Raw genomic sequence first — 21,692 nt, forward strand, 5'->3', positions numbered from 1 at the left:
TCAACCGGCACCGCCGACAGTGGTCGCCATGATGGTGTGCACGCAAGGCCCTCGCTACTTCCCCTGGCGCTCGACCTTGTCCTTCTCCTTCTGGTTCATTTCCTGAACCTTCGGATCGGGATTGTGCTGCCCGGTGGTCTGGGTGGTGGAGGCGGGCGGGGCATTGGCGTTGGGAAGCGACGTCTGGTCCGGCGTGGCGGGGCGGGTGGCCGTTGTCGGCGGCGTCGTGTTGCCCTGGGCGAATGCGCCCGCGGCGGTCAAAAGAAAGGCGCCCGACAGCAACGAGACTGCGAGCGCCCTTGATATGTTGGTCATCGATCTGCTCCTGTCAGATCGATGCAAACGGCGCGAGGCCGCTTGCGTTCCGTCTCACGCCTCCAATTGCTTGCCGATCGGAAGCGAGCGGATGCGTTTTCCCGTCGCCGCGAAGATCGCGTTGATCAGGGCCGGCGCGAACGGGGGAACACCGGGCTCGCCGACGCCGCTCGGCGGCGTGGCGGGTCCCGGCGGCACGATGTAGACGTTGGTCACCGCAGGAGATTCGTCGATCCTGACGACCTGGAAGTCGTCAAAATTCTTCTGCTGCACCTTGCCGTCCTTGAAGGTGATCTCGCCGTATTTGGCGAGGCTCAGGCCCATGATCGCCGCGCCCTCGATCTGCGAGGCGATGCGCTCGGGGTTGACATAGGTGCCGCAATCGATCGCGGTGTCGACCCGCGGCACCGTCAGCTTGCCCTTGTCGTCGACGGCGACCTCGACGATGGTCGCGATGTAGCTGACGAAGCTGCGGTGCACGGCGATGCCGAGACCGTGGCCCTTCGGCAACTTGCGCCCCCATTCCCCCTTCTCGGCGACCAGCTCGACCACCTTGCGCAGGCGCGCGGTGTCGATCGGGTAGCTGTCCTGGGGCTCGCCATAGTTCCAGAGGTCCTTCACGTTCGGCTTGACGATGCGGGGCGAGCCGATCAGCTCGAGCAGCATGTCTTTCTGGTCGCGGCCGGTCGCCTGCGCGATTTCGCCGACCATCGATTGCACCGCGAAGGCGCGAGGGATGTTCGAGACCGAACGGAACCAGCCGATGCGGGTGTGCGCGGCTGCTTCCGGATTCTCGCAGGAGATGTTGGCGATCTCGAACGGCATATCGACAAGGCCCATGCCGATCTCGAACGGGGCCTGATGCACCGTGCCGGCGGCAAAGGTCGAGGCGATGCTGGGAGCCACGCTGCGGTGGCGCCAGGCGATCACCTTGCCGCTCTTGTCGAGACCGGCCTCGATCCGCTCGACCGAGACGGTGTGCACGAAGCCGTTGTGGAGGTCGTCTTCGCGTGTCCACTGCACCTTCACCGGCGCGCCGAGCTCTTTGGACAGCAGGGCGGCCTCGAGCGCAAAGTCGCATTTCGACTTGCGACCGAAACCACCGCCGAGCAGCGTCACGTTGACGGTGACGTTGCCTTCGGGGATCTCCAGCGTCTTGGCGACGTCCTCGCGGGTGCCGCCGGGACTCTGCACCGGCGCCCAGATATCCGCCTTGTCGCCCTTGACGTTGGCAACCGCGACCGGCGGCTCCATGGCGACATGGGCGAGATGAGGGATGTAGTATTCGCCGACGATGACCTTGTCGGCCCCCTTTAGGGCGGCGTCCGCATCGCCCTCCTTGCGCAGGACGAGGCCGGGCTTGCGCGAGGCCTCCTCGAGCTCCTTGCGATAGGCGACGGAGTCGTATTTGCCGTTCGGACCGTCGTCCCATACCAGCTTCAACGCGTCGCGGCCCTTGATCGCCGCGCCGGTGTTGCGCGCGATCACGGCGACGCCGCCGAGCGGCTGGAACTTTGAGGGCCACGGCCAGCCGCGCACCTGCATCACCTTCTCGACGCCGGGAATCTTGAGGGCCGCCTCCGGATCGAACGAGACCAGCTTGCCGCCCGTGACGGGCGGGCGCGCGATCACGGCATACTTCATGCCGGGCAAGCGGACGTCCGCGCCGTAAAGCGCCTTGCCGGTGGTGATGTCGTGAAGATCGACAATGCCGACCTGCCCCTTGCCGAGATAGCGGAAGTCCTTGGCATCCTTCAGCTTGAGACCTTCGATGCTCGGCACCGATTCCTTGGCTGCGTCCGCGGCGAGCTCGCCGAAACCCAGCTTGCGGCCGCTGGCGCTGTGGACGACCTCATGGTTGACCGCCTTGACCTCGGTCGCGGGCACGCCCCAGCGCTTCGCAGCAGCCTGCTCCAGCATGGTGCGGGCGGAGGCGCCGATCTGGCGCATCGGCATCAGATAGTGCCGCGTGCTGCGCGAGCCGTCGGTGTCCTGGTTGCCGAACTTGACCTCGTCGCCATGGGCCTGCTGCACCTTGACCCTGGACCAGTCGGCTTCCATCTCCTCGGCCACGATCAGCGGCAGGCTGGTGCGCACGCCGGTGCCCATTTCCGAACGGTGCCCGATGATGGTGACGATGCCATCCGGGGCGACCGAAACGAACACGCGCGGATCGACCACGACACCGTGCGGCATCTGGCCGGCACCGGTCTCATAGGCGAGCGCCTGGCGCGACATCACGGGGGCGGCGAGGACGAAGCCGCCGGTGACGCCGAGCCCCTTCAGGATGCTGCGGCGCGAGACCTTCTCGACCCTGATATGCTTCTCGAAGCCGCGAAGCTTGCGGGGATGGTCGATGAAGTTCATGTCACACTCCCGTCGATGCGAGATGGACGGCGTTCTCGATGCGCTGATAGCAGCCGCAGCGGCAGATGTTGCCCGACATCGCCTCGCGGATCTGGTCATGCGAGGGTTTCGGGTTGTCCATCAGGAGGGCTGCAGCCTGCATGATCTGGCCGGCCTGGCAGAAGCCGCATTGGGGCACGTTGACCTGGCGCCAGGCCTTCTGCACCGGGTGATCGCCGTTGGGATGCAATCCCTCGATCGTGGTGACCTCGCGTCCGGCGACGTCGTTGATGGACGTGATGCAGGCGCGCACGGCCTCCTTGTCGACGATGACGGTGCAGGCGCCGCACAGGGCTTGCCCGCAGCCGTATTTGGTGCCGGTCAGTCCGGCCTCGTCACGCAGGAACCAGAGTAGCGGGAGATCCGGGTCGCCGTCCCAGCTCTGTTCCTGGCCGTTGATCTTCACCTTGATCATGATCGTGCCTCGCTCTTCATAAGCATGCCAAATTCAAAGTCCGCCGACGCCGGTCGGCGACGGTTCGTGCGTCGTCTCGCCGCATTCCGCCGTCGTCCCGCGCGGGCAAATCCCGGAGGGAGGCAGGAGCGCGGATAGCGATGTCTGGATTTGCTCGATACTCCCGTCTTCTTCTTGATTGATTGTACTTCGCGCAGCATCGTGACGGCGCGACCCTAGCAGGGATCGCTCCGACCCGGCGTTCACAGCCGAGTGTTCTCACCGGGAAAAGATTGCATCGGTGGTTTGTCAAAAGCAGGGCGCGGTCATCGCGCTGCGCGCCTCTGCAACGGTCCCAAGCAAAAAAGCTTCGTCCGCCAGGAACTGCGCGGACGAAGCAGGATGCCTCAGTCGAGGGAGGGAGAAACACAGGCTCCCCGAGCTTCAAGCGGGAAGCGGGCGGCCCTGCGCAGTCATTCAGAGACCAGGACTGAGGAACTGATGGCCTCATACATGTCTGGTGCAGAAGCGGCGGCATCGCCGCGCTGGTCCCGGGACGGCGACCGGTCCGGCTCGCTGGCAACGGCAGGCGCCAGCGAGCGGATGGAGGGACCGGCGAAGGTTCGGCGGCTCCGCTCAGGCGGCCTTCTCAGGCGGCTTTGGCTTTCGCCACATGGGTCGCGATCGCGTCCATCAGCGCCGGCGACAGGCAGTCATAGGGCTCGAGCCCGATCTCCTTCAGTCGCGATCGGATGCCTGCCATCTGCTCGGGCTTCACGCCCGATTCGATCACCGAGGAGACGAAGGCGGCGAATTGCGGCGCCTGCGAGCCCTGCTCCTGGAACAGTTCGGGATGGATGAAGTCGAGGCCGTAGAACGGGTGGTTCTTGTTCTCGATGCGGCCGTACATGTGCGTGCCGCAGGCCTTGCAGGCGTGGCGCTGGATCACTGCCGAGGGGTCGACGATCTGGAGCTTGTCGCCGTTCTCGAGCACGGTGACGTTCTGGCGCGGCACCACGGCGACGACGGAGAAGGTCGCGCCCTGCGGTTTCCAGCACTTGGTGCAGCCGCAGGCGTGGTTGTGGGCGACGTCTCCCTTGATGCCGACCTTGACCGGATGGTCCGTGCATTTGCAGACCAGCGTGCCGCCGGCGAAGTTGCCGCTACCTTGCTTGATGCCGTTGTCGATCGAGGGATGGAGTGCAACAGTCATGGGTCGATCCTCCTTGGTGTGATGTCTTTCGAGCTAGAACACGACGACTGAACGGATGGATTTGCCCTCGTGCATGAGATCGAAGCCTTTGTTGATCTCTTCGAGCTTGAGCACGTGGGTGATCATCGGATCGATCTGGATCTTTCCGTTCATGTACCAGTCGACGATCTTCGGCACGTCAGTGCGGCCGCGCGCGCCGCCGAAGGCGGTGCCGCGCCAGTTGCGTCCGGTGACGAGCTGGAACGGGCGGGTGGCGATCTCCTTGCCGGCTTCGGCGACGCCGATGATGATCGAGGTACCCCAGCCGCGATGGCAGGCTTCCAGCGCCTGGCGCATCACCGTGGTGTTGCCGGTGCAGTCGAACGTGTAGTCGGCGCCGCCATCGGTGAGGCCGACGAGGTGCTGGACGATGTCACCAGTGACCTTCTTCGGATTGACGAAGTGGGTCATGCCGAACCGCTTGCCCCACTCCTCTTTGGAATCGTTGATGTCGACGCCGATGATCTTGTCGGCGCCCGCCATCTTGGCGCCCTGGATCACGTTGAGGCCGATGCCACCGAGGCCGAACACGATCACGTTGTCGCCGGGCTCGACCTTGGCGGTGTTGACCACGGCGCCAACGCCGGTGGTGACGCCGCAGCCGATGTAGCAGCTCTTGTCGAACGGCGCGTCCTCGCGGATCTTGGCGACCGCGATCTCGGGCAGCACGGTGAAGTTCGAGAAGGTGGAGCAGCCCATATAGTGGTAGATCGGCTTGCCCTTGTAGGAGAAACGGCTGGTGCCGTCAGGCATCACGCCCTTGCCCTGCGTCGCACGGATCGCGGTGCAGAGATTGGTCTTGCGGCTGAGGCAGCTTTTGCACTGCCGGCATTCCGGCGTGTAAAGCGGGATGACGTGATCGCCCGGCTTCACCGAGGTCACCCCCGGGCCGATCTCGCGGACGATGCCCGCGCCCTCATGCCCCAGGATCGACGGGAAAATGCCCTCGCTGTCGAAGCCGTCGAGCGTGTAGGCGTCGGTATGGCAGATGCCCGTGGCCTTGATCTCGACCAGGACCTCGCCGGCCTTTGGGCCTTCCAGATCGACTTCGACGATTTCGAGCGGCTTCTTGGCCTCGAAGGCGACGGCGGCACGTGTTTTCATCGTAAGACTCCTCAGATTCTCATAGGACGCCAAGAGGTGGTCTCGGCAGTCCTCGTAACGTTCATTTGTTGCCCATGCAGGCGTCTTCCGCCTTTCTGTACGCCTCTGTCTTCTCCTCCTTCTTGGCGGGACGCTGCCGGCCCCATGCTTCGGTGGAGCGGGCGCGCAGATAGACGTACAGGTCGTCCATGTAGCAGGCGACGTTCGGGTTGTCGCCGAAAGCAGGCATAACGTTCTCCTGCGCGGTCGAGATGTTCTTGCGGCCGGAGGCGACCACGCCCAGGAAGTCGCCATAGCTCATGCTCTTGACGGAATCCTTCAGTGCCGGCGCGTAGGTGGAGCCCATGCCGTCGGGGCCATGACAGACGTGGCAGTCGGAATGATAGCGGCGGTATCCGGAATAGGTGAACCAGTCCACGGTGCCGTCGGCCGAAATCTTGTAGGTCGGAATCCCTTCCTTATCGAGCCACTTTCCGTCGTCTTCCTTTTTCACTGCGGTGGGGTCGCCCGGACCGTCCGCGACCGCAATTCCTCCGGACGCAACCAAGATCATCGCAGCAATGACAGAGCAGATTTTACGCAAGAGATTTTTCCTCGAGGAGCCCGGTGGGACCCGGTGGGAGACGAGCCGGCGCGTGGAGTTGATCCACGCGCCGGAGCGATGTAGAGCGAGGCCTAGTTCGGCAGCGAGAACACGGTCAGCGTACCGCCGAGTGCCGTGTAGTTGCTGAGGGCCGCGTAACCACCGACTGCGCCGAGACCTGCGGTCGGATCGGTCAAACCTGCCGCCAGGCCGATGCCGGCCCAGCCACCGACGCCGGAGAGCACGGCAACGTACTGCTTGCCATTGTTCTCATAGGTGGTGACGTTGCCGATGATGCCCGAGGGAGTCTTGAACTTGTAGAGCTCCTTGCCGGACTTGGCGTCGACCGCCTTCAGGTAGCCTTCGAGCGTGCCGTAGAACACGACGCCGCCTGCCGTTGCGAGCGCACCCGACCAGACCGAGAACTGCTCCTTGTTCGACCAGATGATCTTGCCGGTCTTGTTGTCCCAAGCGATGAAGTTGCCCATGTGGCTTTCACCCGGGGGCGGGTACATCGAGAGCGTCGCGCCCACATAGGGCTGGCCCGCGGTGTAGCTCACCTTGAACGGCTCGTAGTCCATGCAGACATGATTGGTCGGAACGTAGAACAGCTGCGTGTCCGGCGAGTATGCTGCCGGTTGTTGGTCCTTGGTGCCCAGCGCGGCCGGGCAGATGCCCTTGGTGTTCTTGTCCTCTCCGCCGTGCTCGGTCGAGTATTGAGCGACGACCTTCGGACGGCCGTAGGTCGGCGAGTTCTTGTCCATGTCGACGCCGCTGGTCCAGTTCACCTTCGGGTCGTACTTCTCGGCCACTAGCAGTTCGCCGGTCTCGCGGTCCATGGTGTAGGCGAGGCCGTTGCGGTCGAAGTGCGTCAGCAGCTTGCGGTTCTGACCATTGATCTGCTGGTCGCTGAGGATCATTTCGTTGACGCCGTCATAGTCCCATTCGTCATGGGGCGTCATCTGGTAGACCCACTTCGCCATGCCGGTGTCGGCATCGCGCGCAAAGATCGTCATCGACCACTTGTTGTCGCCGGGACGCTGCTTCGGGTTCCAGGTCGAGGGATTGCCCGACCCGTAATAGACGAGGTTCAGAGCGGGATCGTAGGAGATCCAGCCCCAGGTGCAGCCGCCTCCGATCTTCCACTGATCGCCCTGCCAGGTCTTCAGCGACGAATCCGGGCCGACCGGCTTGCCGAGCGCCGTCGTCTTGACGGGATCGACCTTGATCTGGTCGTCCGGACCTTCGGAAAAGGCGCGCCAGGCCTGCTTGCCCGTCTTGAGGTCGTATGCGGTGAGATGGCACTGCACGCCGAACTCGCCGCCGGAGATGCCGACCATGACCTTGTCCTTGACGACCAGGGCCGCGGAAGTGCCGGTCTCCCCCTTTGCCGGATTACCGTTGGCGGCCGACCATGCGACCTGACCGGTCTTGGCGTCGAGCGCAACGAGAGTGGTATCGGCCTGATGCAGGATGATCTTGCCGTCGCCGTAGGCTAAGCCACGATTGACGGTATCGCAGCACATCACCGGGATGACGTTCGGATCCTGCTTCGGCTCGTATTTCCAGACGATCTTGTTCTCCTGCGAAAGGTCCATTGCATAGACCTTGTTCGGGAACGGTGTGTGGACGTACATCATGTTCCCGATGATCAGCGGCCCGCCCTCATGGCCGCGCAGCACGCCGGTCGAGAACGTCCAGGCCACCTGCAGCTTGCCGACGTTCTGGGCGGTGATCTGGTTCAGCTTGGAGTAACGGGTGTTGGCGTAGTCGCCCGCCGGCATCACCCAGTCCTTCGGGTTCTGCGACATCTTGATCAGCTCGTCGTTGGCTGAGGCGCTGCCGACGGCGAGAGCCGCCGCGGAGCCGATATAGGTCGCCAGTAGCACCTTGCGCATAGTCATTCCTCCGTTGGTCTCGTTTATTGTTTCCGAAGCATTGCTCAATCGCCGGGCTTCTCGTCCGGCGTCTGCTCGTGCAGGGCGGTCACGGTTGGGACCAGAAACGAATGCTGTTCTGTTTCCTCCTCCTGATGAGAGCCACGGGTCCACGTGCAGGAGCGGCCCGTTCTTGTTGTTCCTGCCGCAATCCCTAACGGCTTCGTCATCGGGAAACTTGCCCAAGAGAGAAGCCGGTTTGCTCGACAGCGCACGGACGCGAAGATTTTGTTTTGCAGTAGCGAATTCAGCGGCTTCCGCACCCCCTTGACCGCTCCCTCAGCGCTCAGGTTCCCCTTGACGGCGCTGCAACTAAGGCGGAGGATTAACTTTCAAGAGTGGCAATGGCACAATGGCGCTCGTGCCAAGAGACCGCTCAAATTCGAGGTAAACGTCACGCAATCACGGCTGAGGGCTCCGGCAGCGCTGGTTGCGATTCGCGTCGAATCTCCGGATCAAACCAGTGGCTGGATTAATGTCCGACACCATTCACACGCTCTCGACGACCGGTATGACGCCGAAGCGCCAGATCCAAAGCTGGATCGACGGGCTGACGAGCCTGTGTGGGCATTTCGACGTCGATCCGCTGGAGGCGTCCTCGCTCGAAGGCCGCATCGATTACACGAGCGTCTCGCGTCTGAAGCTCTGCCAGATCGAGGTCAGCCAGCATCGCATCGCGCATACGCTGGCGCGCGCCAAGGCCAATGAGCACCCCTACATAAAAATCCACTTCCAGACCTATGGGGTGTCTTATTTCGAACAAGAAGGCCGTCACATCGAAATCAACCCGGGCGACATTATCGCCTATGATGTCTCCTGCCCGCATTCGATCATCAGCCCGGCCTTCACGCGTCACGACGTGGTGATCGTGCCGAAGGCGCTGCTGCGCGACCGCGGGTTCCCCTCGCAGCGGATGCCCGCGTGCAAGCTGTCGGCGAAGACCGGCACAGGGCGGATCGCCCACGATTTCGTCCATGCGACCTTCGACGAGGCGGCGAAGCTATCGGCGAACAGCGCGGTCGGCGTGGCCGATTCGCTGATCGACCTGTTGCTGCTGCCGCTGCGTGAAGCCGACACGATGTTCGATCGTGTCGGACCCGAAGCGATGTATGTGCGCGCGCAGTTCTTCATCCGCGAGCACCTGCGCGATCCGGATCTGTGCATCGACCAGATATCGGCCGAGCTCGGCTGCTCCAAGCGCTACCTGCACATGCTGTTCTCGGAACGCGGCACCACGGTGAGCGACTACATCTGGCAGGCCCGGTTGCAGAACTGCCGCCAGGAACTCGAGGCCCACGCCGGCAAGACCATCACCGACGTCGCGTTCTCCTGGGGTTTCTCCAGCTCATCGCATTTCAGCCGGGTGTTCCGGAAATATTTCGGCGTGGTGCCGTCCTCGATCCATAAGTCGCAGCAGGGTACCCTGGCCTCGGGCGAACATTAGGCATGGTTTTTAAGAGGGCGGCCGGAGAGGCCATCCTCCTGATGCGCGCCGGCTGTCTGGTCAGGCCGGCTCGAGACCCAACGACTTCGCGCTCTCGATCCAGATCGGCAGCTCACGCTGGTACAGCGCGTTGGTCTCCTTGAAGCCGATCGCGGGCTCGAGCACGAAGGTCGCGAGAACCTCCTTCACCTTCGGATCGCCGTTGGCGGCGACGCAGAGCTCGGCAAGGCGATCGACCACCGGTTGCGGCGTTGCCTTTGGCACGGCCCATCCGGTGAACCCGCTGACCGTGAAGAACTTCGAGGTCGCGCCCTGTTCGGGCAGCGTCTTCACGTTCGGGATCGCGTCGACCTTCTTCGAATGCACGGCGAAGACGGTGCCGCGGTCGCTTTGCAGCACCGATTGTGCGGCCGTGTAGCTGCCCATGGCGGCATCGAGTGTGCCCTCGAGCATGCCCGTCCACATCGGCGCTTCGCCGCGATAATGGATCGGCTCGATATTGAGGCCGTACTGCTTGTTGAGCTCGTTGATCGTCATGTGGGGAGCCGAGCCCGCGCTGTAGGTGCCGAAGTTCACCTTGCCGCTCTTGCGCGCGAAGGCGACGAAATCTTCCAGCGTCTTGACCCCGGTTTTCGGGTTCGCCACCAGCAGCAGGCCGGCGCCGGGAATGACGCTGACGAGCGTCAGATCCTTGTCCATGTCGTAGCCGGGATTTTTCATCACCACCCGGTTCATGATGTAGGTCGTCGAGATCGAGCACAGGATGGTGTGGCCGTCGGGCTCGGCGCGGGCGACCTCCGCCGTGCCGATCGCGCCGGAGGCGCCGGGCTTGTTCTCGACGACGACGGTCTTGCCGACCTGCTTGGAGATGAATTCGCCATAGGCGCGCGCGAGCAGGTCGGTCTGTCCGCCGGCGGGATAGCTGCAAATCATGCGAATCTGCCGCGCCGGCCAGGTACCTTGTGATGCGCCTTGCGCCGCGGCGCCGCGGACGACGAATGGCATCGCCAGTGCAGTGGTACCGGCGGCGATGAAGTGGCGGCGATCGAGTTTGGCGGACATGATTCTCTCCCGGATTTCTGCGGAACCTACTGCATCAGGCTGGCGCCGGGCATGGCCGGCAGGCGAGACAGATTGGCGCATGATGCGTGCGCAGCGCGCAGGCGTCACTGCGTGCCGGCCGGGACATCAGCGCCCTTGCAATCACCGCTGAATGATTTGCGTCCAGACGTCGCCCAGAATCGCTGGCTCCCGCGGCGGCAGATAGGTGAGGCCGGCCTGCTTGCCGAATTCGGCGATCTTGCCATCGGCAGCAAGCTGGCCGAGCGCCTTGTTGACGGCCTCGATCAGCGCGCCATCGCTGGCGAGCCCGACATAGCCGCGATTGGCTCCGATCGGATAGTAGTAGCCGGACGCCGTGATCGCCGTGTCGGGGTGCGCGGCGCGATGGGCGTCGAAGCGGGCAAGATCGATCAGAGTCGCGTCATGGTCGCCGCGCTGGAGCGCGCCGAGGAGGTCGTCGCGACCGGGGACGAGATGGGTGATGCTGTCGATCAGTCGGCCCTTGTCGAAGCTCATCAGGACGGCGTCGCCGAGCGACCCGCTTTCGATGACGAGACGAAGGCCGGCGAGATCGCCGATGTCGCCGATCTTGCGGCCGCGGGCCTTCGGCCCGAGCACCACCGTCATCGGCGAATAGATGTAAGGCTGGCTTGGCGCGAGCATGCCCAGCGGGACGCGGCGCCGCCGATCGTCGCGTGTGGCCCCCGCGAAGTCCGGCAGGCGCGCCGTTTTCATCCCGGGCACGACCAGCGAGTCCTGCGTCAGCGCATAGCCGCCGACCAGCGAGCAGCGCCCATCCGAGAGCAGCGCATTGGCCTCGAGCTGCGGGCTGGAATCCTCATCGAGCCTACTCTCGAACCATTGGATCGCGAGCGGCCGTCGCAGGCGTTCGGCCACGGCGCGCGCCAGCAGCACGTCGAAGCCGGCATCCGGCTTGCCCTTTCGATGCACCGACAGCGGTGGCCGGTCCTCGTCGAGACAGATCTTGAGCGGATCCTCGGCCGCGCCCGCAACGAGAGGCGCCGCCGCGAGGATCGCGGCAACGCTCCAGATGGAGAGGCATCGTCTCATGGCTTTCTCCGGCTGGAGACGAAGGCCCAGAGGTTCCCGATCTCGTCGTCGCTGAGAATGTCGGCCCAGGGTGGCATCTTGTTGTTCTTGCCGTTCTTCACCGTGGTGACGAAGCGCGTTTTGTCGTCGGGAATGGCGCGCAGGTCGGGCGTGACGGTGCCGGAGTTCATCAGATTGGGACCGTGGCAGTGCGAGCATTTCGAGGCGTAAGTCGACTTGCCATGGTCGATCTGCGCCTGCATGGAATTGCCAGTGGTGTTGTTATCGGCACGACCGGCCGCCGCAAGCGCGACCGACAGCACCGCGACGGCGGCGATCATCGCCGCCGTCTTATGAGAGATCACTTTCAGCATCGTACCCGTGGTTACTGCTTGACCGCAAAGACCCACAGCGAGCCGCCGGGCGGCACGTTGGCAAGCCGCTCGTCGCCGGAGAACAGCGAGTAGACGCCGCCATAGCCGCTCGTCACGGCGACATACTGCACGCCGTCCTGCTGCCAGGTCACCGGCTGTCCCTCGATGCCGGAGCCGGTCTGGAACTGCCAGAGCTTCTTGCCGGTGTCGGCGTCGAAGGCCTCGAACTCGCCGGTCAGCGCGCCAGAGAACACGACGCCTCCGGCCGTCGAGAGCACGCCCGAGAAGCGCGGAATGTCGCTCGGCGCTTCCCATTTCGATTTGCCGGTCATGGGGTCGATGGCCTTGAGATGGCCGCGCGGCCCGTCTCCGTATTCCCAGAGGTCGGTCAGGTCCATGCCGAGGTACCATTCACCCTGCTTATAGGTGACTGGCTCGGTCTTGTACCTGCCGCCGAAGGCGAGCGTGTTGGCATAGGCAAGGCCGGTCTGCGGATTGAACGACATCGGCTCCCAATTCTTGCCGCCGAGGATGGACGGATAGACCGTCACCTTCTTGCCCTCGCGCGCGTCCTTGGAAACGTCGGTCTCGATCGGACGTCCGGTCTTCATGTCGATCCCGGTCGCCCAGTTGACCTTCACGTACGGATTGGCCGCGAGCAGTTTCCCGTTGGTGCGGTCGAGCACGTAGAAGAAGCCGTTGCGGTTGGCATTCATCAGCGTCTTGGTCGGCTTGCCCTCGACGTTCACATCGGCTAGCACCATCTCGGCCACGGCGTCGTAGTCGAATGGATTGTTCGGCGAGAACTGGTAGTGCCACTTGATCTTGCCGGTCTTGGGATCCAGCGCCAGGACGGAGCAGGTGTAGAGATTGTCGCCGGGGCGCACTGCCGAGTTGAACGGGCCGGGATTGCCGATGCCCCAATAGATCGTGTTCAGCTCGGGATCATAAGACCCGGTGATCCAGGTCGAGCCGCCGCCGAGCTTCCAGGTGTCGCCCTTCCAGGTGTCGCCGCCGGGCTCGTCCGGCGAGGGGATCGAATGGGTGCGCCAGAGATGCTTGCCCGTTGCCGGATCCCAGCCGTCGATGAAGCCCCTTGTGCCGAACTCGGCGCCGGAGATGCCGGTGATGACGACGCCGTCGGCAACGAGCGGGGCCACCGTCATCGAATAGCCTTCCTTGATGTCGGCCGCCTTTTGCCGCCACAGCTCCTTGCCGTTCTTGGCGTCGATCGCAATCACGTGGGCATCGAGGGTCGTACGGAACAGCCTGCCCTCATGAATCGCGACGCCGCGGTTGATGATGCCGCAGCAGACAATTCGCGGCGTCTCCGCCGGATATTCGATCTTGCTCTTCCAGATCTGCTTGCCGGTCTTGACGTCCACCGCCATGGTCGCATTGTGCGTGGTCACATAGATCACGCCCTGATAGACAATGGGCTGGGATTCCTCGCTACGGTCGTCATTGAAGCTGTAATTCCAGATCGGGACGAGGTTCTTGACCGTATCCTTGTTGATCTGCTTCAGCGTCGAGAACCGCTGGAGATTGTAGCCCATTCCATAATTGAGAACGTTCGACGTGTCGGTCGCGCCCTTGACCAGCTGCTCGGTGGTTTGTGCATTTGCACAGGTTGACGCAAGCATGACGAGGCCTGCGGCCATCGCAAAGCGTTTCATCCGTTCCTCCCAATATGCGCGCCTTTTGACGCTGCGACTGCAACACTCCGCCCGAAAGCAAAACTCGTCAATACGAAAGTCGTAAGTGCCGTGCCGATATCGTCGGACGCGGCGTGTCGGTCGCCTTACGGAAACCTTACGAAAGCAACTTCCACTTGTGCGGAGACGCTGAGAAAATTCCGCGCTACGAAGCGGTCCCGGGGTGGGCCCGGGGCGCACGGCCGGGTTCTCCCGGGTTGTGGTGCGCGCAAGTTGCAAGTCCGGACTTGAACCAAGGCCCGCTTGCGGATTTATGTCGTTTCTGTCCCCGTCGATTCGGGGCTCATCGTCAGGGAGGTCTAGATGATTTCGCGTCGTTCAATTGCCCTTGCCCTTGCCCTTTCGCTTACGATTGCATTGTCAGCCGGTCCGGCGTGGTCGGCCTCTGGCAACGCGGTCAAGTTGTTCGACACCGACAATGACGGCACGCTCGATCTTGCCGAGGTGAAGAAGGTGGCCGCCGCAATGTTCGCAAAGCTCGATCCCGATCATGACGGCACGCTTGATGCGCGCGAACTGCGCGGACGGTTGTCGGCGAAAGAGCTCGCCGCCGCCGATCCTGACCGCGACGGGACGCTTACGCTGGACGAATATCTGTCCGTGGTCGAGCAACGCTTCAACGCGGCGAATCCCGACAAGGACGGAACGCTGGATGCGAAGGAGCTGAACTCGCGCGCAGGCCGCACCCTGCTGCGATTGTTACGGTGAGCGGGGCAATCGGAACTGACGTGACGAGGGCCGTGTTTGCGATCATTCCGGCCTGACGCCCGGGAACATCGGGCTGCTCGGCCTGTTTTCTCCGCAACGTCCTGCCTGGCGCCGGGGCTGCGCGGCAGGCGAAGAGGAGATGCAGATGAACACAAAACGTTCCGTTCTTGCTGCCTGCGCCATCCTGACATTGAGCGCCGGCGTTGCCGTCGCCGGCCCGTGCAACACCGGTAGCGCCAGCACCGACAAGGATGCCGGCTCTGGTCCGGTCACCGTGGGCTCCGCTCAATCGCACTCGTCCAGTTCAACGCGCGATGCCAGCCAGCATCCGCCGACCAGCACGATGAATCGTGCAAGCGGTGAAACGCCGGCTTCGTCCGAGGATGCTCAGCGGCAAATGCAGAGTGAGCCGACCGCGGCCCAGCGCGCCGAAGGCGCCAAGCCGAATACCGAAATGGCCGACAAGGGCTGCTAACGGCGCTGTCGATCACGCGCGGTGCGTTGCACAAGTTGTTGTCTCGCTGGTCGTGCTTGACCAAGAGGGAACTGGCTTTGTCCGAGAGAGAAATGCAGTGCCGAAGAATCGACACGGACACGCTCGGCAGTCCAATCGAGGCTTGAACTGCATCTGACGCAGCCCTACGTTTTGCGCCGCGCGATGTCGCGCTCAATACCTTGGGAGACCCCGAATGGCTTGGAAAGCTCCGAAGATCGTGGAAGTGCCGGTCGGCATGGAAATCAACATGTACGCCTGCGCTTCGCGCAAGTAAGACTGACGACCTGCCGCGGCTTCGATGGCGAGCGCCGTCGAAGCCGCGGCAGTGTCGGATTTCGGCTTGGCCTCATCGTGCTTCGCGATGGACGCGAAGCGGCACGTGTGCAGGCCTCGACGTCTCCACCAAAATCTCGACCGCGCTCTGCCGCAGTGTGCTACGCTGATGCTCGGTGAGCGTTGCTGCTGCATCGCAGCGGCGCGCCTTTCGGGGCACGGGATGGGCGGCAGAACCTGTAAGTTCTGGATGGTGATCGGGTGCGCGATCGTGCTGGCGCCGGCACGCAGCAGCGCCGAAGAAGGCTTTGATACCGAGCACATTTTCGGCTTCATGATCGGCACCGATGTCGGCAATGTCGGCGAGCGCGAATTCCAGACTCAAACGACAGGGCGCTTCGGCAAAGGCGGGGCGGCGTATCGTGCGCTCGAGCACGAGGTCGAGATCGAGGTGGTGCCACTGCCGAATTTTCGTATCGAGCTCGGCGGCACCGCCAGCTTGCACGACATCACCGGCGTCCCTGATATCGACGACCGCCGCCAGTTCAACTTCCAGGGCGCCTCGCTCGACCTGCGTTATCGCCTGCTCGATCGCGACCGCGCCCCGTTCGGCTTCACGATCGCTGCCGAACTGCACGGCGACCGCATTGACGAGACCAGCGGCGCGAAAGGGCGAATGTACGGCACCGAGTTCACGCTGGCATTCGACCGCGAACTGATCCCGAACTTCGCCATCGGCGCCATCAACCTGATCTACCAACCGGAATGGGCGCGCCTCGAGGTTGGAGGAATATCCGAGAAGAGCTCAACGATCGGCGCTGCGTTTGCCGGCCTGGCGCGCGTGCGGCCCAATGTGCTGCTCGGTGGCGAGTTGCGCTATTTCCGGCAATATGAGGGGATCGGCCTCGGAGAATTTGCAGGCCAGGCCCTGTTCGTCGGCCCCACCGCATATTTCCAGCTATCCGAGCGCTCGCGGCTGACCTTGAGCTGGAGCATGCAGGCCTGGGGACGTCCGGCCGGATCGGGCGGCAAGCTGGACCTCGTCAATTTCGAGCGACACCAGGCCAGGATGGTGTTCGGGATCAACTTCTAGCTGCGAGATCGTCATGGGGGACAAGCCCGGTCATGACCTCTGGAGAATTCGGCGTTTTGCGTCGCAATGCCAGTAAGGGATGGAAGCAGTTCCCTCCGCCATTCTGACCTCCGCCTGAAACTTTTCCCCTCCTTGCAACGTAATCTTTCGTGCTAATCTCCAGCGCCCCTTGCGAGAGGATACGGCATGAACCCGATTGACCTGGTGGTGACTGTGTGTGCTGTGCTCTCGCCTGCGACCTGCGAGGAGCAGCATCTGGTGTTCAACTATTCCGGCTCGCCCCGCCAATGCGTGATGGCCGCGCCGCCCTATATCGCGCAATGGGTCAGCGAGCATCCGAAGTGGCAGGCGGTGCGTTGGCGCTGCGAATATCCACGCCCCAACGACAGGGCATAGGGCGCAAGGATCTGTTCGAGCGCTACTTCGTGCAGTCCTTCAGATCCTTGTCGGCGATCGAGAACACGGCGTCCGCCTTGATCTCGATGTCACGGACGATGCACTGCCGCGCGTCGGGATAGCTGACCTTCGCGTCATAGCGGCCGGGCTCGACACCGGTGATGCGCAGCCGCTCGTCGTGATCGACCTCCTTGTCCTTGTCGTTCAGGCACTGGTTCGGACCCCAGTCGGACTTGCCGGCCGGCGCGAGCTGGAAACCGGAGATCGTTTCCGTCGTCAGGTTCCAGAGCCTTACGCCCTTGCCCTTGGTCTGTGCGGCGGCCTCGCCGGCAAGCGTCGACAACGCGATCAATGCCAGTACCCAACGCATCAGGCAGTCCTCCCACAGGCGCGCCATCATTCCCTGATCAGGCGTTCGCGGTTCTTTGCCTTGTCGAAATTCTTGGCGCGGTCAAGGCCGTTCGGCGCGATCAGCTTCGCCGAGGCGAGATCGGCGCCGTCGAAATCGGCATCGATGACGATGGCGCCGGTCAGATCGGCTCCGCCGAGTTGGGCGTTTTTCAGCGATGCACCGCTCAGGTCCGCGCCCCTGAGGACCGCGAATTCAAGGTCGACGCGTGACAAATCGGCGTTGCGCGCGTTCAGCCGTTCCAAATTGGCGGATTTCAGCACCGCGCGCATCAGCCCCATCGACTGGTTGCGCATGTCGGCACCGAGATGCGCTTCCGCGATCGACGTGCCGACCATGCTCGCGCCGGTGAGATCTGCCGTGATGCGCGCACCAGTCAGATCGGCGCCGTCGAGGCGAGCACGTGCCATCTGTGACGCGAACAAATTGGCGCCCTTCAGGCTCGCGCCCGTGAGATCTGCGTCCAGCAGCCACGCCTGATCGAGGATCGCCCCATCGAGCCGGGCACCGGCGAGCTTCGTCTTGTTGAGCCGAGCCGCACGGAGAATTACGTTGGCCAGGTCGAGACCACTGAGATCGAGCCCCGATAACCGCTTGCCGGTCAAATCGGCGGGGGCGCCGGCGCTCGCTTTGGCCAGCGCGGCCTCGACCTCCTGCCGGCTCATCTCGGCGGAGACCATGGCGGGTGACGTCAGATCGAGATCGCGCATCATGTCCTGCGCACGCGTCGTTGTCGCGAGCAGGGCAAGGCCAAGTGCCGTCAGGGCGATCCTTCGCTTCATCAGCAGACTCCGCCGCGACCCAATTTAGCACGGGCCTCGCGCGGTTGCCTATGAGACATCCCGCCCGGCGTGAACGCCGCCTTGTTCCGACTGGATGCGCCGTGCAAGCTCGGTCCTGATCGCCGCAATCTCGGCTTCGCTGCGCGCGGCGCGGGGGATGGCGATTGGAAGCTCCTGTACGATCCGCGCGGGACGCGGCGACAAGAAGAACAGCCGGTCGCCGAGCCGGATCGCATCGTCGAGACTGTGAGTGACAAGCAGCGTCATCATCGGACGGCTCGCGACCAGAGTTGCGATCTCGTCGCGCAGACGGCCGGCGAGCGCATCGTCGAGCGAGGCGAGGGGCTCGTCGAGCACCAGGAGATCGGGCTCGACCGCGAAGGCACGGGCGAGTGCGACGCGGCGGGCAAGGCCGAGCGACAGTTCGCCGGGGAAGTGGCTGCGATGCGCTTCCAGCTCCAGGATCCGGAACAGCTCCGACAGTTTCGCGTCGGAAACCTCCGGGGCCGCAAGCCGTACATTCTGCTCGACCGAGCGCCACGGCAGCAGGCGCGGCTCCTGGAACACCATGCCGATCCGCGCCTCCGGCGGTCGCGCGATGCGGCCTGCAAAGTCGCGGTCCAAGCCGAGGATGATGCGCAGCATCGTGCTCTTGCCGCAGCCGGACGGCCCAATCAGCACACCGACCTCTCCGGATTGAAGCGCGAACCGGACCGGCGCCAGCACCTCGTGCGTTCCGCCCGCAGCACTCCTGAAGGTCTTGCCTGTGATCTCGACCTCAAGCCGCACGGGGCCGCCACCGGTTTGCGCGGGCTTCGAACGGCTGCACCAGCAAGGTTTCGATGACGAGCACGACGGCGGCGAAGGTCAGGGAGTAGGCCAGCAGCCGCGGCGTGTCGAACAGCTGGAAGGCGACGCCGATCTCGAAGCCGACGCCGTTCGGACGACCCAGGAGCTCGGCGACCAGCACGATCTTCCACACCAGCGACAGCCCGGAGCGCGCGGAGGCCGCGATATAGGGCGCAAGCTGCGGCAGCACGACGTGGCGGAAGGCGCGCCAGCGCGGCATCGCGAACACGCTCGCCATCTCGTCGAGCGAGCGGTCGAGCGCGCGTGCGCCCTCGCGCAAGGTGACGATGGCGGTCGGCAGCTTGTTGATGGCGATCGCTGCGATCGCGGCGGCCTCGGTGAGCCCGGCCCAGATATAGGCCAGTACGATCACGACCAGCGCCGGCAAATTGAGCAGCAGGATCAGCCAGGGATCGCCGAGCCGGTCGGCGAGCTTCACCCGGCCCATCAGGTAGCCGATCGCGCTGCCGAGCGACATCGCCAGCACGAAGGCGAGCGTGACGCGCGCCAGCGTGGCGCCCAGATGCAGGAACAGCGCGCCGGATGAGGCTTCCACGATCATGACCTGGAGCACGGCCGGCGGGGAGGGCAGCTTCGCGCCACCGACGAACAGCGCGGCGGTCCACCAGGTTGCGAGGAACAGGGCGAACGAGAGAAGACGCAGCACCTCAGTCTCCGGGGACTGCGTGATAGAACGTGCCGGGGTCGAGCTCGGCCGCAGGACCAACGAGATCGCGGCCGCCGATCTCGGCCAGCACGCGGTAGAGCACGCGTGCGTCCTTTTCCTCGTCGTCGATGCTCCGGCGCGGAATGCCGTCGCGGTAGCGGTCGCGGTAGGTCTTGAGCACGGCCGGATCGCTGGTGCCGGTGAGCGGCGCGACCTTGTCCCAGGCCGCATCCGAGGTCGCCAGCAGCTCTTTGGCCTTGCGGGTCATCGCGATGAAGCGCGCCACGGCGTCGCGATGGCTCGCGGCCCAGCTCTCGTCGAAGACATAGCCGACGGCGGAGACAGCACCTTTGGCGCCGAGCTTCGGCAGGATGTCCTCGATACCTGCGAGGCGCCGAAAACCCTTGGCTTCGAGCTGGGCGCAGAAATTCCAGAAATTGAGGCTCGCATCCATCTCGCCGTCGAGCGTCTTCGCGGCGATCAGGGGCGGGGCGCCATAGACGATGGTTGCCTCGGACTTCAGGTCGATCCCGTCCTGTTTCATGCGCGCCTGGAGCAGCAGCCAGCTCTTGTCGATCGCCCCGCCGGCGACGGCGAGCTTGCGGCCCTTGAGGTCGGCCAGCGTCTTGATTGGAGAAGCCGCCGGAACCATCACCGCGCCCAACGCGCTCGAATAGGGATAGAAGGTGAGCTTGGCGCCCAGCGCACGCTCGCGCGACACCCACAGCCAGTCCGACAGGATGATGTCGGCGCTGCCGGCGCGCATCGCGATCTTGCCGGCCTCGGTGCTCGCGAGCTCGGCGACCTCCAGCGACAGGCCGGCCTCCTTGTCGAGACCGCTCGCTCGGATTGCAGCCAGCTCCCAGGAGAATGTTCCGGTCTTCTGCACCGCAAGGCGGATCGCATCCGCGGCGCGGCTGGGCGCGGCGAGCGTCAGCGCCAGCGTCATTGCGAGCGCCAATGTTCGACCAAATCCCCTCGTCACACCCAGTGCTCTCATCACCTTGTGAGCCGCTTCCTCTGACGGAATGCTTTTCAGGACAATACGCATAGCATAGCCTTGGTCGCAACCAGCGGGAGGATGCGCATGAATCTGGCGGGACAGCTACGACCGATTGTCGCCGCATTGGTGATGCTGGCTGCGAGCGCGTGCTTGGCACGGGCCGAGGAGGTCAATGACTATCCCACCTCGGCGCGCGCGGAGTATGTCTATGGCTGCATGAAGGCCACGGGCGAGACGCGGGCTGCGATCGAGCAATGTTCCTGTTCGATCGACGTGGTGGCTTCGATCATACCCTACGAGCGCTATGTTACCGCCGAGGCCGCGCTCAGCATGTCGCAGGTGCGCGGCAATCTCGGCGTCCAGTTCCGTACCTCGGAGCAGGCGAACTCGGCGGTGAACGATTTGAGGCGCGCGCAGGCGGAAGCCGAGGTAAGGTGTTTCTAGTTTGCTGCCGTCATTCCGGGGCGCCCGAAGCACGAACCCGGAATCTCGAGATTCTCAGGTGCGCGATTGCGCACCAGAGTTCGGTCCTTCGGATAGCCCCGGAATGACGGCTCGCTATCACGTCCCCGGCTTCTCCACATCCCACTCGTTGCGGAACACGTGCCCGTCTGTGTCCCTTGCTTCCGCTCGGAAACGCTTGGCGCCGTTGGATACGTACGTGAAGCGCAGATTGGGATCCTCCGAGATCGAGATGCCGCCTTCCATCGACAGCACGGGGCTGTCGTCCTGCGACAGCTTCAACTGGTTGATGAAGAAGGCGGGGATATAGAGCTGCGTGACCTGATCCATCTGCAGCCCGGAATTGTTGGGATGGCCGATCATGACCTGCGCCTCGCGCACGCGGCTTGCCGGCGCGTCCTCGCGGGCGAACTGCCGGTAGCGCATCTGGCCGAGCCGGTTCCGGGCTTCCTCGACGTTCTTGCCCGCCGGTGCCGAGCAGCCGCCGGAGGCTTTCACGTAAGTCTTGGACACATAGAGCTGACCGTCGCTGAGCTCGGCGACCGCGTGGACATCGGTGTAGTTGTTGACGCGCACGCGCGTCGAGATCTCCGTGACATTGGCGTCCGGCCCGAGCTCGAACTTCGCCGCCATCGGCGCGGGGTTGCGGTCGATCACCAGCGTGATCGAACGGATGCGCCGCGCATCGCCGGGCGACAGCTTGCTGCGCAAGGTCACCGGCACGATGGCCGCGTCCTCGGCGCGATACGGCATCTCGATGCCGATGACGGCGCTGCCGTCATTCATCGGACGGTTCTTGAAGATGTCCTGCACCAGGCCGGGCCAGGGATCATAGGCCTCTTCCGCCTTCGCCGGCGGCGCGAAAGCGAGGCCGAGCAGGAGGGCGGTGAGGGTCAGGCGGCGTGTGCATCCCGTCAT

Annotated in this window: 24 protein-coding genes; 7 read left to right on the forward strand and 17 right to left on the reverse strand. The window is 64.0% G+C overall.

Going from position 1 to position 21,692, the window contains the following annotated elements:
- Nucleotides 1-54 precede the first annotated feature (54 nt).
- The 7 genes from XH96_RS12575 to xoxF5 all read right to left on the reverse strand — a co-directional run bounded on the left by XH96_RS12575 (nucleotide 55) and on the right by xoxF5 (nucleotide 7,952).
- Nucleotides 55-315, reverse strand: coding sequence for a hypothetical protein (locus XH96_RS12575; protein WP_194392784.1), 261 nt, complete (start codon nucleotides 313-315; stop codon nucleotides 55-57).
- Between the two features lie 54 nt (nucleotides 316-369).
- The gene (locus tag XH96_RS12580) at nucleotides 370-2,682 is read right to left on the reverse strand and encodes a molybdopterin cofactor-binding domain-containing protein (protein ID WP_194392785.1); all 2,313 of its coding nucleotides are present in this window, start codon (nucleotides 2,680-2,682) and stop codon (nucleotides 370-372) included.
- A gap of 1 nt (nucleotide 2,683) precedes the next feature.
- Nucleotides 2,684-3,136, reverse strand: a complete 453-nt coding sequence (locus XH96_RS12585) for a (2Fe-2S)-binding protein (protein WP_008144235.1) — start codon at nucleotides 3,134-3,136, stop codon at nucleotides 2,684-2,686.
- A 628-nt stretch (nucleotides 3,137-3,764) separates the two neighbouring features.
- The gene (gene gfa, locus XH96_RS12590) at nucleotides 3,765-4,328 is read right to left on the reverse strand and encodes an S-(hydroxymethyl)glutathione synthase (RefSeq protein ID WP_028177984.1); all 564 of its coding nucleotides are present in this window, start codon (nucleotides 4,326-4,328) and stop codon (nucleotides 3,765-3,767) included.
- 33 nt (nucleotides 4,329-4,361) lie between these two features.
- Nucleotides 4,362-5,471: an S-(hydroxymethyl)glutathione dehydrogenase/class III alcohol dehydrogenase gene (locus XH96_RS12595; RefSeq protein ID WP_061883481.1), complete on the reverse strand. Its 1,110-nt coding sequence runs from the start codon at nucleotides 5,469-5,471 to the stop codon at nucleotides 4,362-4,364.
- A 61-nt stretch (nucleotides 5,472-5,532) separates the two neighbouring features.
- On the reverse strand, nucleotides 5,533-6,024 hold the full coding sequence (locus XH96_RS12600; RefSeq protein ID WP_194394120.1) for a c-type cytochrome, methanol metabolism-related: 492 nt from the start codon (nucleotides 6,022-6,024) through the stop codon (nucleotides 5,533-5,535).
- A 122-nt stretch (nucleotides 6,025-6,146) separates the two neighbouring features.
- Nucleotides 6,147-7,952, reverse strand: a complete 1,806-nt coding sequence (xoxF5, locus tag XH96_RS12605; RefSeq protein ID WP_194392786.1) for a lanthanide-dependent methanol dehydrogenase XoxF5 — start codon at nucleotides 7,950-7,952, stop codon at nucleotides 6,147-6,149.
- Nucleotides 7,953-8,466: 514 nt separating this feature from the next.
- Between xoxF5 and XH96_RS12610 the strand changes: the two genes are divergently transcribed.
- Entirely contained in the window at nucleotides 8,467-9,435 is a 969-nt protein-coding gene (locus XH96_RS12610; protein WP_194392787.1) for a helix-turn-helix domain-containing protein, read from the forward strand.
- 60 nt (nucleotides 9,436-9,495) lie between these two features.
- On the opposite strand, the gene XH96_RS12615 is transcribed toward XH96_RS12610, so the two are convergent.
- The 4 genes from XH96_RS12615 to XH96_RS12630 form a co-directional block, all read right to left on the reverse strand.
- Nucleotides 9,496-10,497 carry a tripartite tricarboxylate transporter substrate binding protein gene (locus tag XH96_RS12615; RefSeq protein ID WP_194392788.1) on the reverse strand — a complete coding sequence of 334 codons (1,002 nt, stop codon included), beginning with the start codon at nucleotides 10,495-10,497 and terminating at the stop codon, nucleotides 9,496-9,498.
- 141 nt (nucleotides 10,498-10,638) lie between these two features.
- Nucleotides 10,639-11,568: a transporter substrate-binding domain-containing protein gene (locus XH96_RS12620; RefSeq protein WP_194392789.1), complete on the reverse strand. Its 930-nt coding sequence runs from the start codon at nucleotides 11,566-11,568 to the stop codon at nucleotides 10,639-10,641.
- Entirely contained in the window at nucleotides 11,565-11,921 is a 357-nt protein-coding gene (locus XH96_RS12625; RefSeq protein WP_061883475.1) for a cytochrome c, read from the reverse strand. The genes XH96_RS12620 and XH96_RS12625 overlap by 4 nt, the downstream gene beginning before the upstream one ends.
- A gap of 11 nt (nucleotides 11,922-11,932) precedes the next feature.
- Nucleotides 11,933-13,597, reverse strand: coding sequence for a methanol/ethanol family PQQ-dependent dehydrogenase (locus XH96_RS12630; RefSeq protein ID WP_194392790.1), 1,665 nt, complete (start codon nucleotides 13,595-13,597; stop codon nucleotides 11,933-11,935).
- Between the two features lie 342 nt (nucleotides 13,598-13,939).
- On the opposite strand from XH96_RS12630, the gene XH96_RS12635 reads away from it, so the two are divergent.
- From XH96_RS12635 to XH96_RS12655, 5 genes are all read left to right on the forward strand, one after another.
- Nucleotides 13,940-14,344: an EF-hand domain-containing protein gene (locus tag XH96_RS12635; RefSeq protein WP_194392791.1), complete on the forward strand. Its 405-nt coding sequence runs from the start codon at nucleotides 13,940-13,942 to the stop codon at nucleotides 14,342-14,344.
- Between the two features lie 139 nt (nucleotides 14,345-14,483).
- A complete protein-coding gene (locus XH96_RS12640) occupies nucleotides 14,484-14,819 on the forward strand; it encodes a hypothetical protein (RefSeq protein WP_131871029.1) in 336 nt (111 codons plus the stop codon).
- A 214-nt stretch (nucleotides 14,820-15,033) separates the two neighbouring features.
- Nucleotides 15,034-15,114, forward strand: coding sequence for a pyrroloquinoline quinone precursor peptide PqqA (gene pqqA, locus XH96_RS12645; RefSeq protein WP_008562446.1), 81 nt, complete (start codon nucleotides 15,034-15,036; stop codon nucleotides 15,112-15,114).
- A gap of 222 nt (nucleotides 15,115-15,336) precedes the next feature.
- Nucleotides 15,337-16,206: a hypothetical protein gene (locus tag XH96_RS12650; protein WP_194392792.1), complete on the forward strand. Its 870-nt coding sequence runs from the start codon at nucleotides 15,337-15,339 to the stop codon at nucleotides 16,204-16,206.
- A gap of 186 nt (nucleotides 16,207-16,392) precedes the next feature.
- The gene (locus XH96_RS12655; RefSeq protein ID WP_131870918.1) at nucleotides 16,393-16,602 is read left to right on the forward strand and encodes a hypothetical protein; all 210 of its coding nucleotides are present in this window, start codon (nucleotides 16,393-16,395) and stop codon (nucleotides 16,600-16,602) included.
- A 22-nt stretch (nucleotides 16,603-16,624) separates the two neighbouring features.
- On the opposite strand, the gene XH96_RS12660 is transcribed toward XH96_RS12655, so the two are convergent.
- Genes XH96_RS12660 through XH96_RS12680 form a run of 5 tightly spaced genes read right to left on the reverse strand, consistent with a single transcriptional unit; the run spans nucleotide 16,625 to nucleotide 20,258 of the window.
- On the reverse strand, nucleotides 16,625-16,972 hold the full coding sequence (locus tag XH96_RS12660) for a hypothetical protein (protein WP_194394121.1): 348 nt from the start codon (nucleotides 16,970-16,972) through the stop codon (nucleotides 16,625-16,627).
- A gap of 26 nt (nucleotides 16,973-16,998) precedes the next feature.
- On the reverse strand, nucleotides 16,999-17,793 hold the full coding sequence (locus XH96_RS12665; RefSeq protein WP_194392793.1) for a pentapeptide repeat-containing protein: 795 nt from the start codon (nucleotides 17,791-17,793) through the stop codon (nucleotides 16,999-17,001).
- Between the two features lie 48 nt (nucleotides 17,794-17,841).
- Nucleotides 17,842-18,582, reverse strand: coding sequence for an ABC transporter ATP-binding protein (locus XH96_RS12670; protein WP_194392794.1), 741 nt, complete (start codon nucleotides 18,580-18,582; stop codon nucleotides 17,842-17,844).
- Entirely contained in the window at nucleotides 18,572-19,309 is a 738-nt protein-coding gene (locus tag XH96_RS12675; RefSeq protein ID WP_194392795.1) for an ABC transporter permease, read from the reverse strand. Before XH96_RS12675 ends, XH96_RS12670 begins: the two co-directional genes overlap by 11 nt.
- A gap of 1 nt (nucleotide 19,310) precedes the next feature.
- Entirely contained in the window at nucleotides 19,311-20,258 is a 948-nt protein-coding gene (locus tag XH96_RS12680) for an ABC transporter substrate-binding protein (RefSeq protein ID WP_194392796.1), read from the reverse strand.
- 138 nt (nucleotides 20,259-20,396) lie between these two features.
- Here XH96_RS12680 and XH96_RS12685 point away from each other — a divergent pair, with 138 nt between their 5' ends.
- Nucleotides 20,397-20,756 carry a hypothetical protein gene (locus tag XH96_RS12685; RefSeq protein ID WP_194392797.1) on the forward strand — a complete coding sequence of 120 codons (360 nt, stop codon included), beginning with the start codon at nucleotides 20,397-20,399 and terminating at the stop codon, nucleotides 20,754-20,756.
- A 117-nt stretch (nucleotides 20,757-20,873) separates the two neighbouring features.
- Here the strand turns inward: XH96_RS12685 and XH96_RS12690 are convergent, their stop codons facing one another.
- Complete coding sequence (locus tag XH96_RS12690) at nucleotides 20,874-21,692, reverse strand: quinoprotein dehydrogenase-associated SoxYZ-like carrier (protein WP_194392798.1); 819 nt, start codon at nucleotides 21,690-21,692, stop codon at nucleotides 20,874-20,876.

The sequence above is a fragment of the Bradyrhizobium sp. CCBAU 51765 genome, assembly GCF_015291725.1.
Classification (GTDB): domain Bacteria; phylum Pseudomonadota; class Alphaproteobacteria; order Rhizobiales; family Xanthobacteraceae; genus Bradyrhizobium; species Bradyrhizobium liaoningense.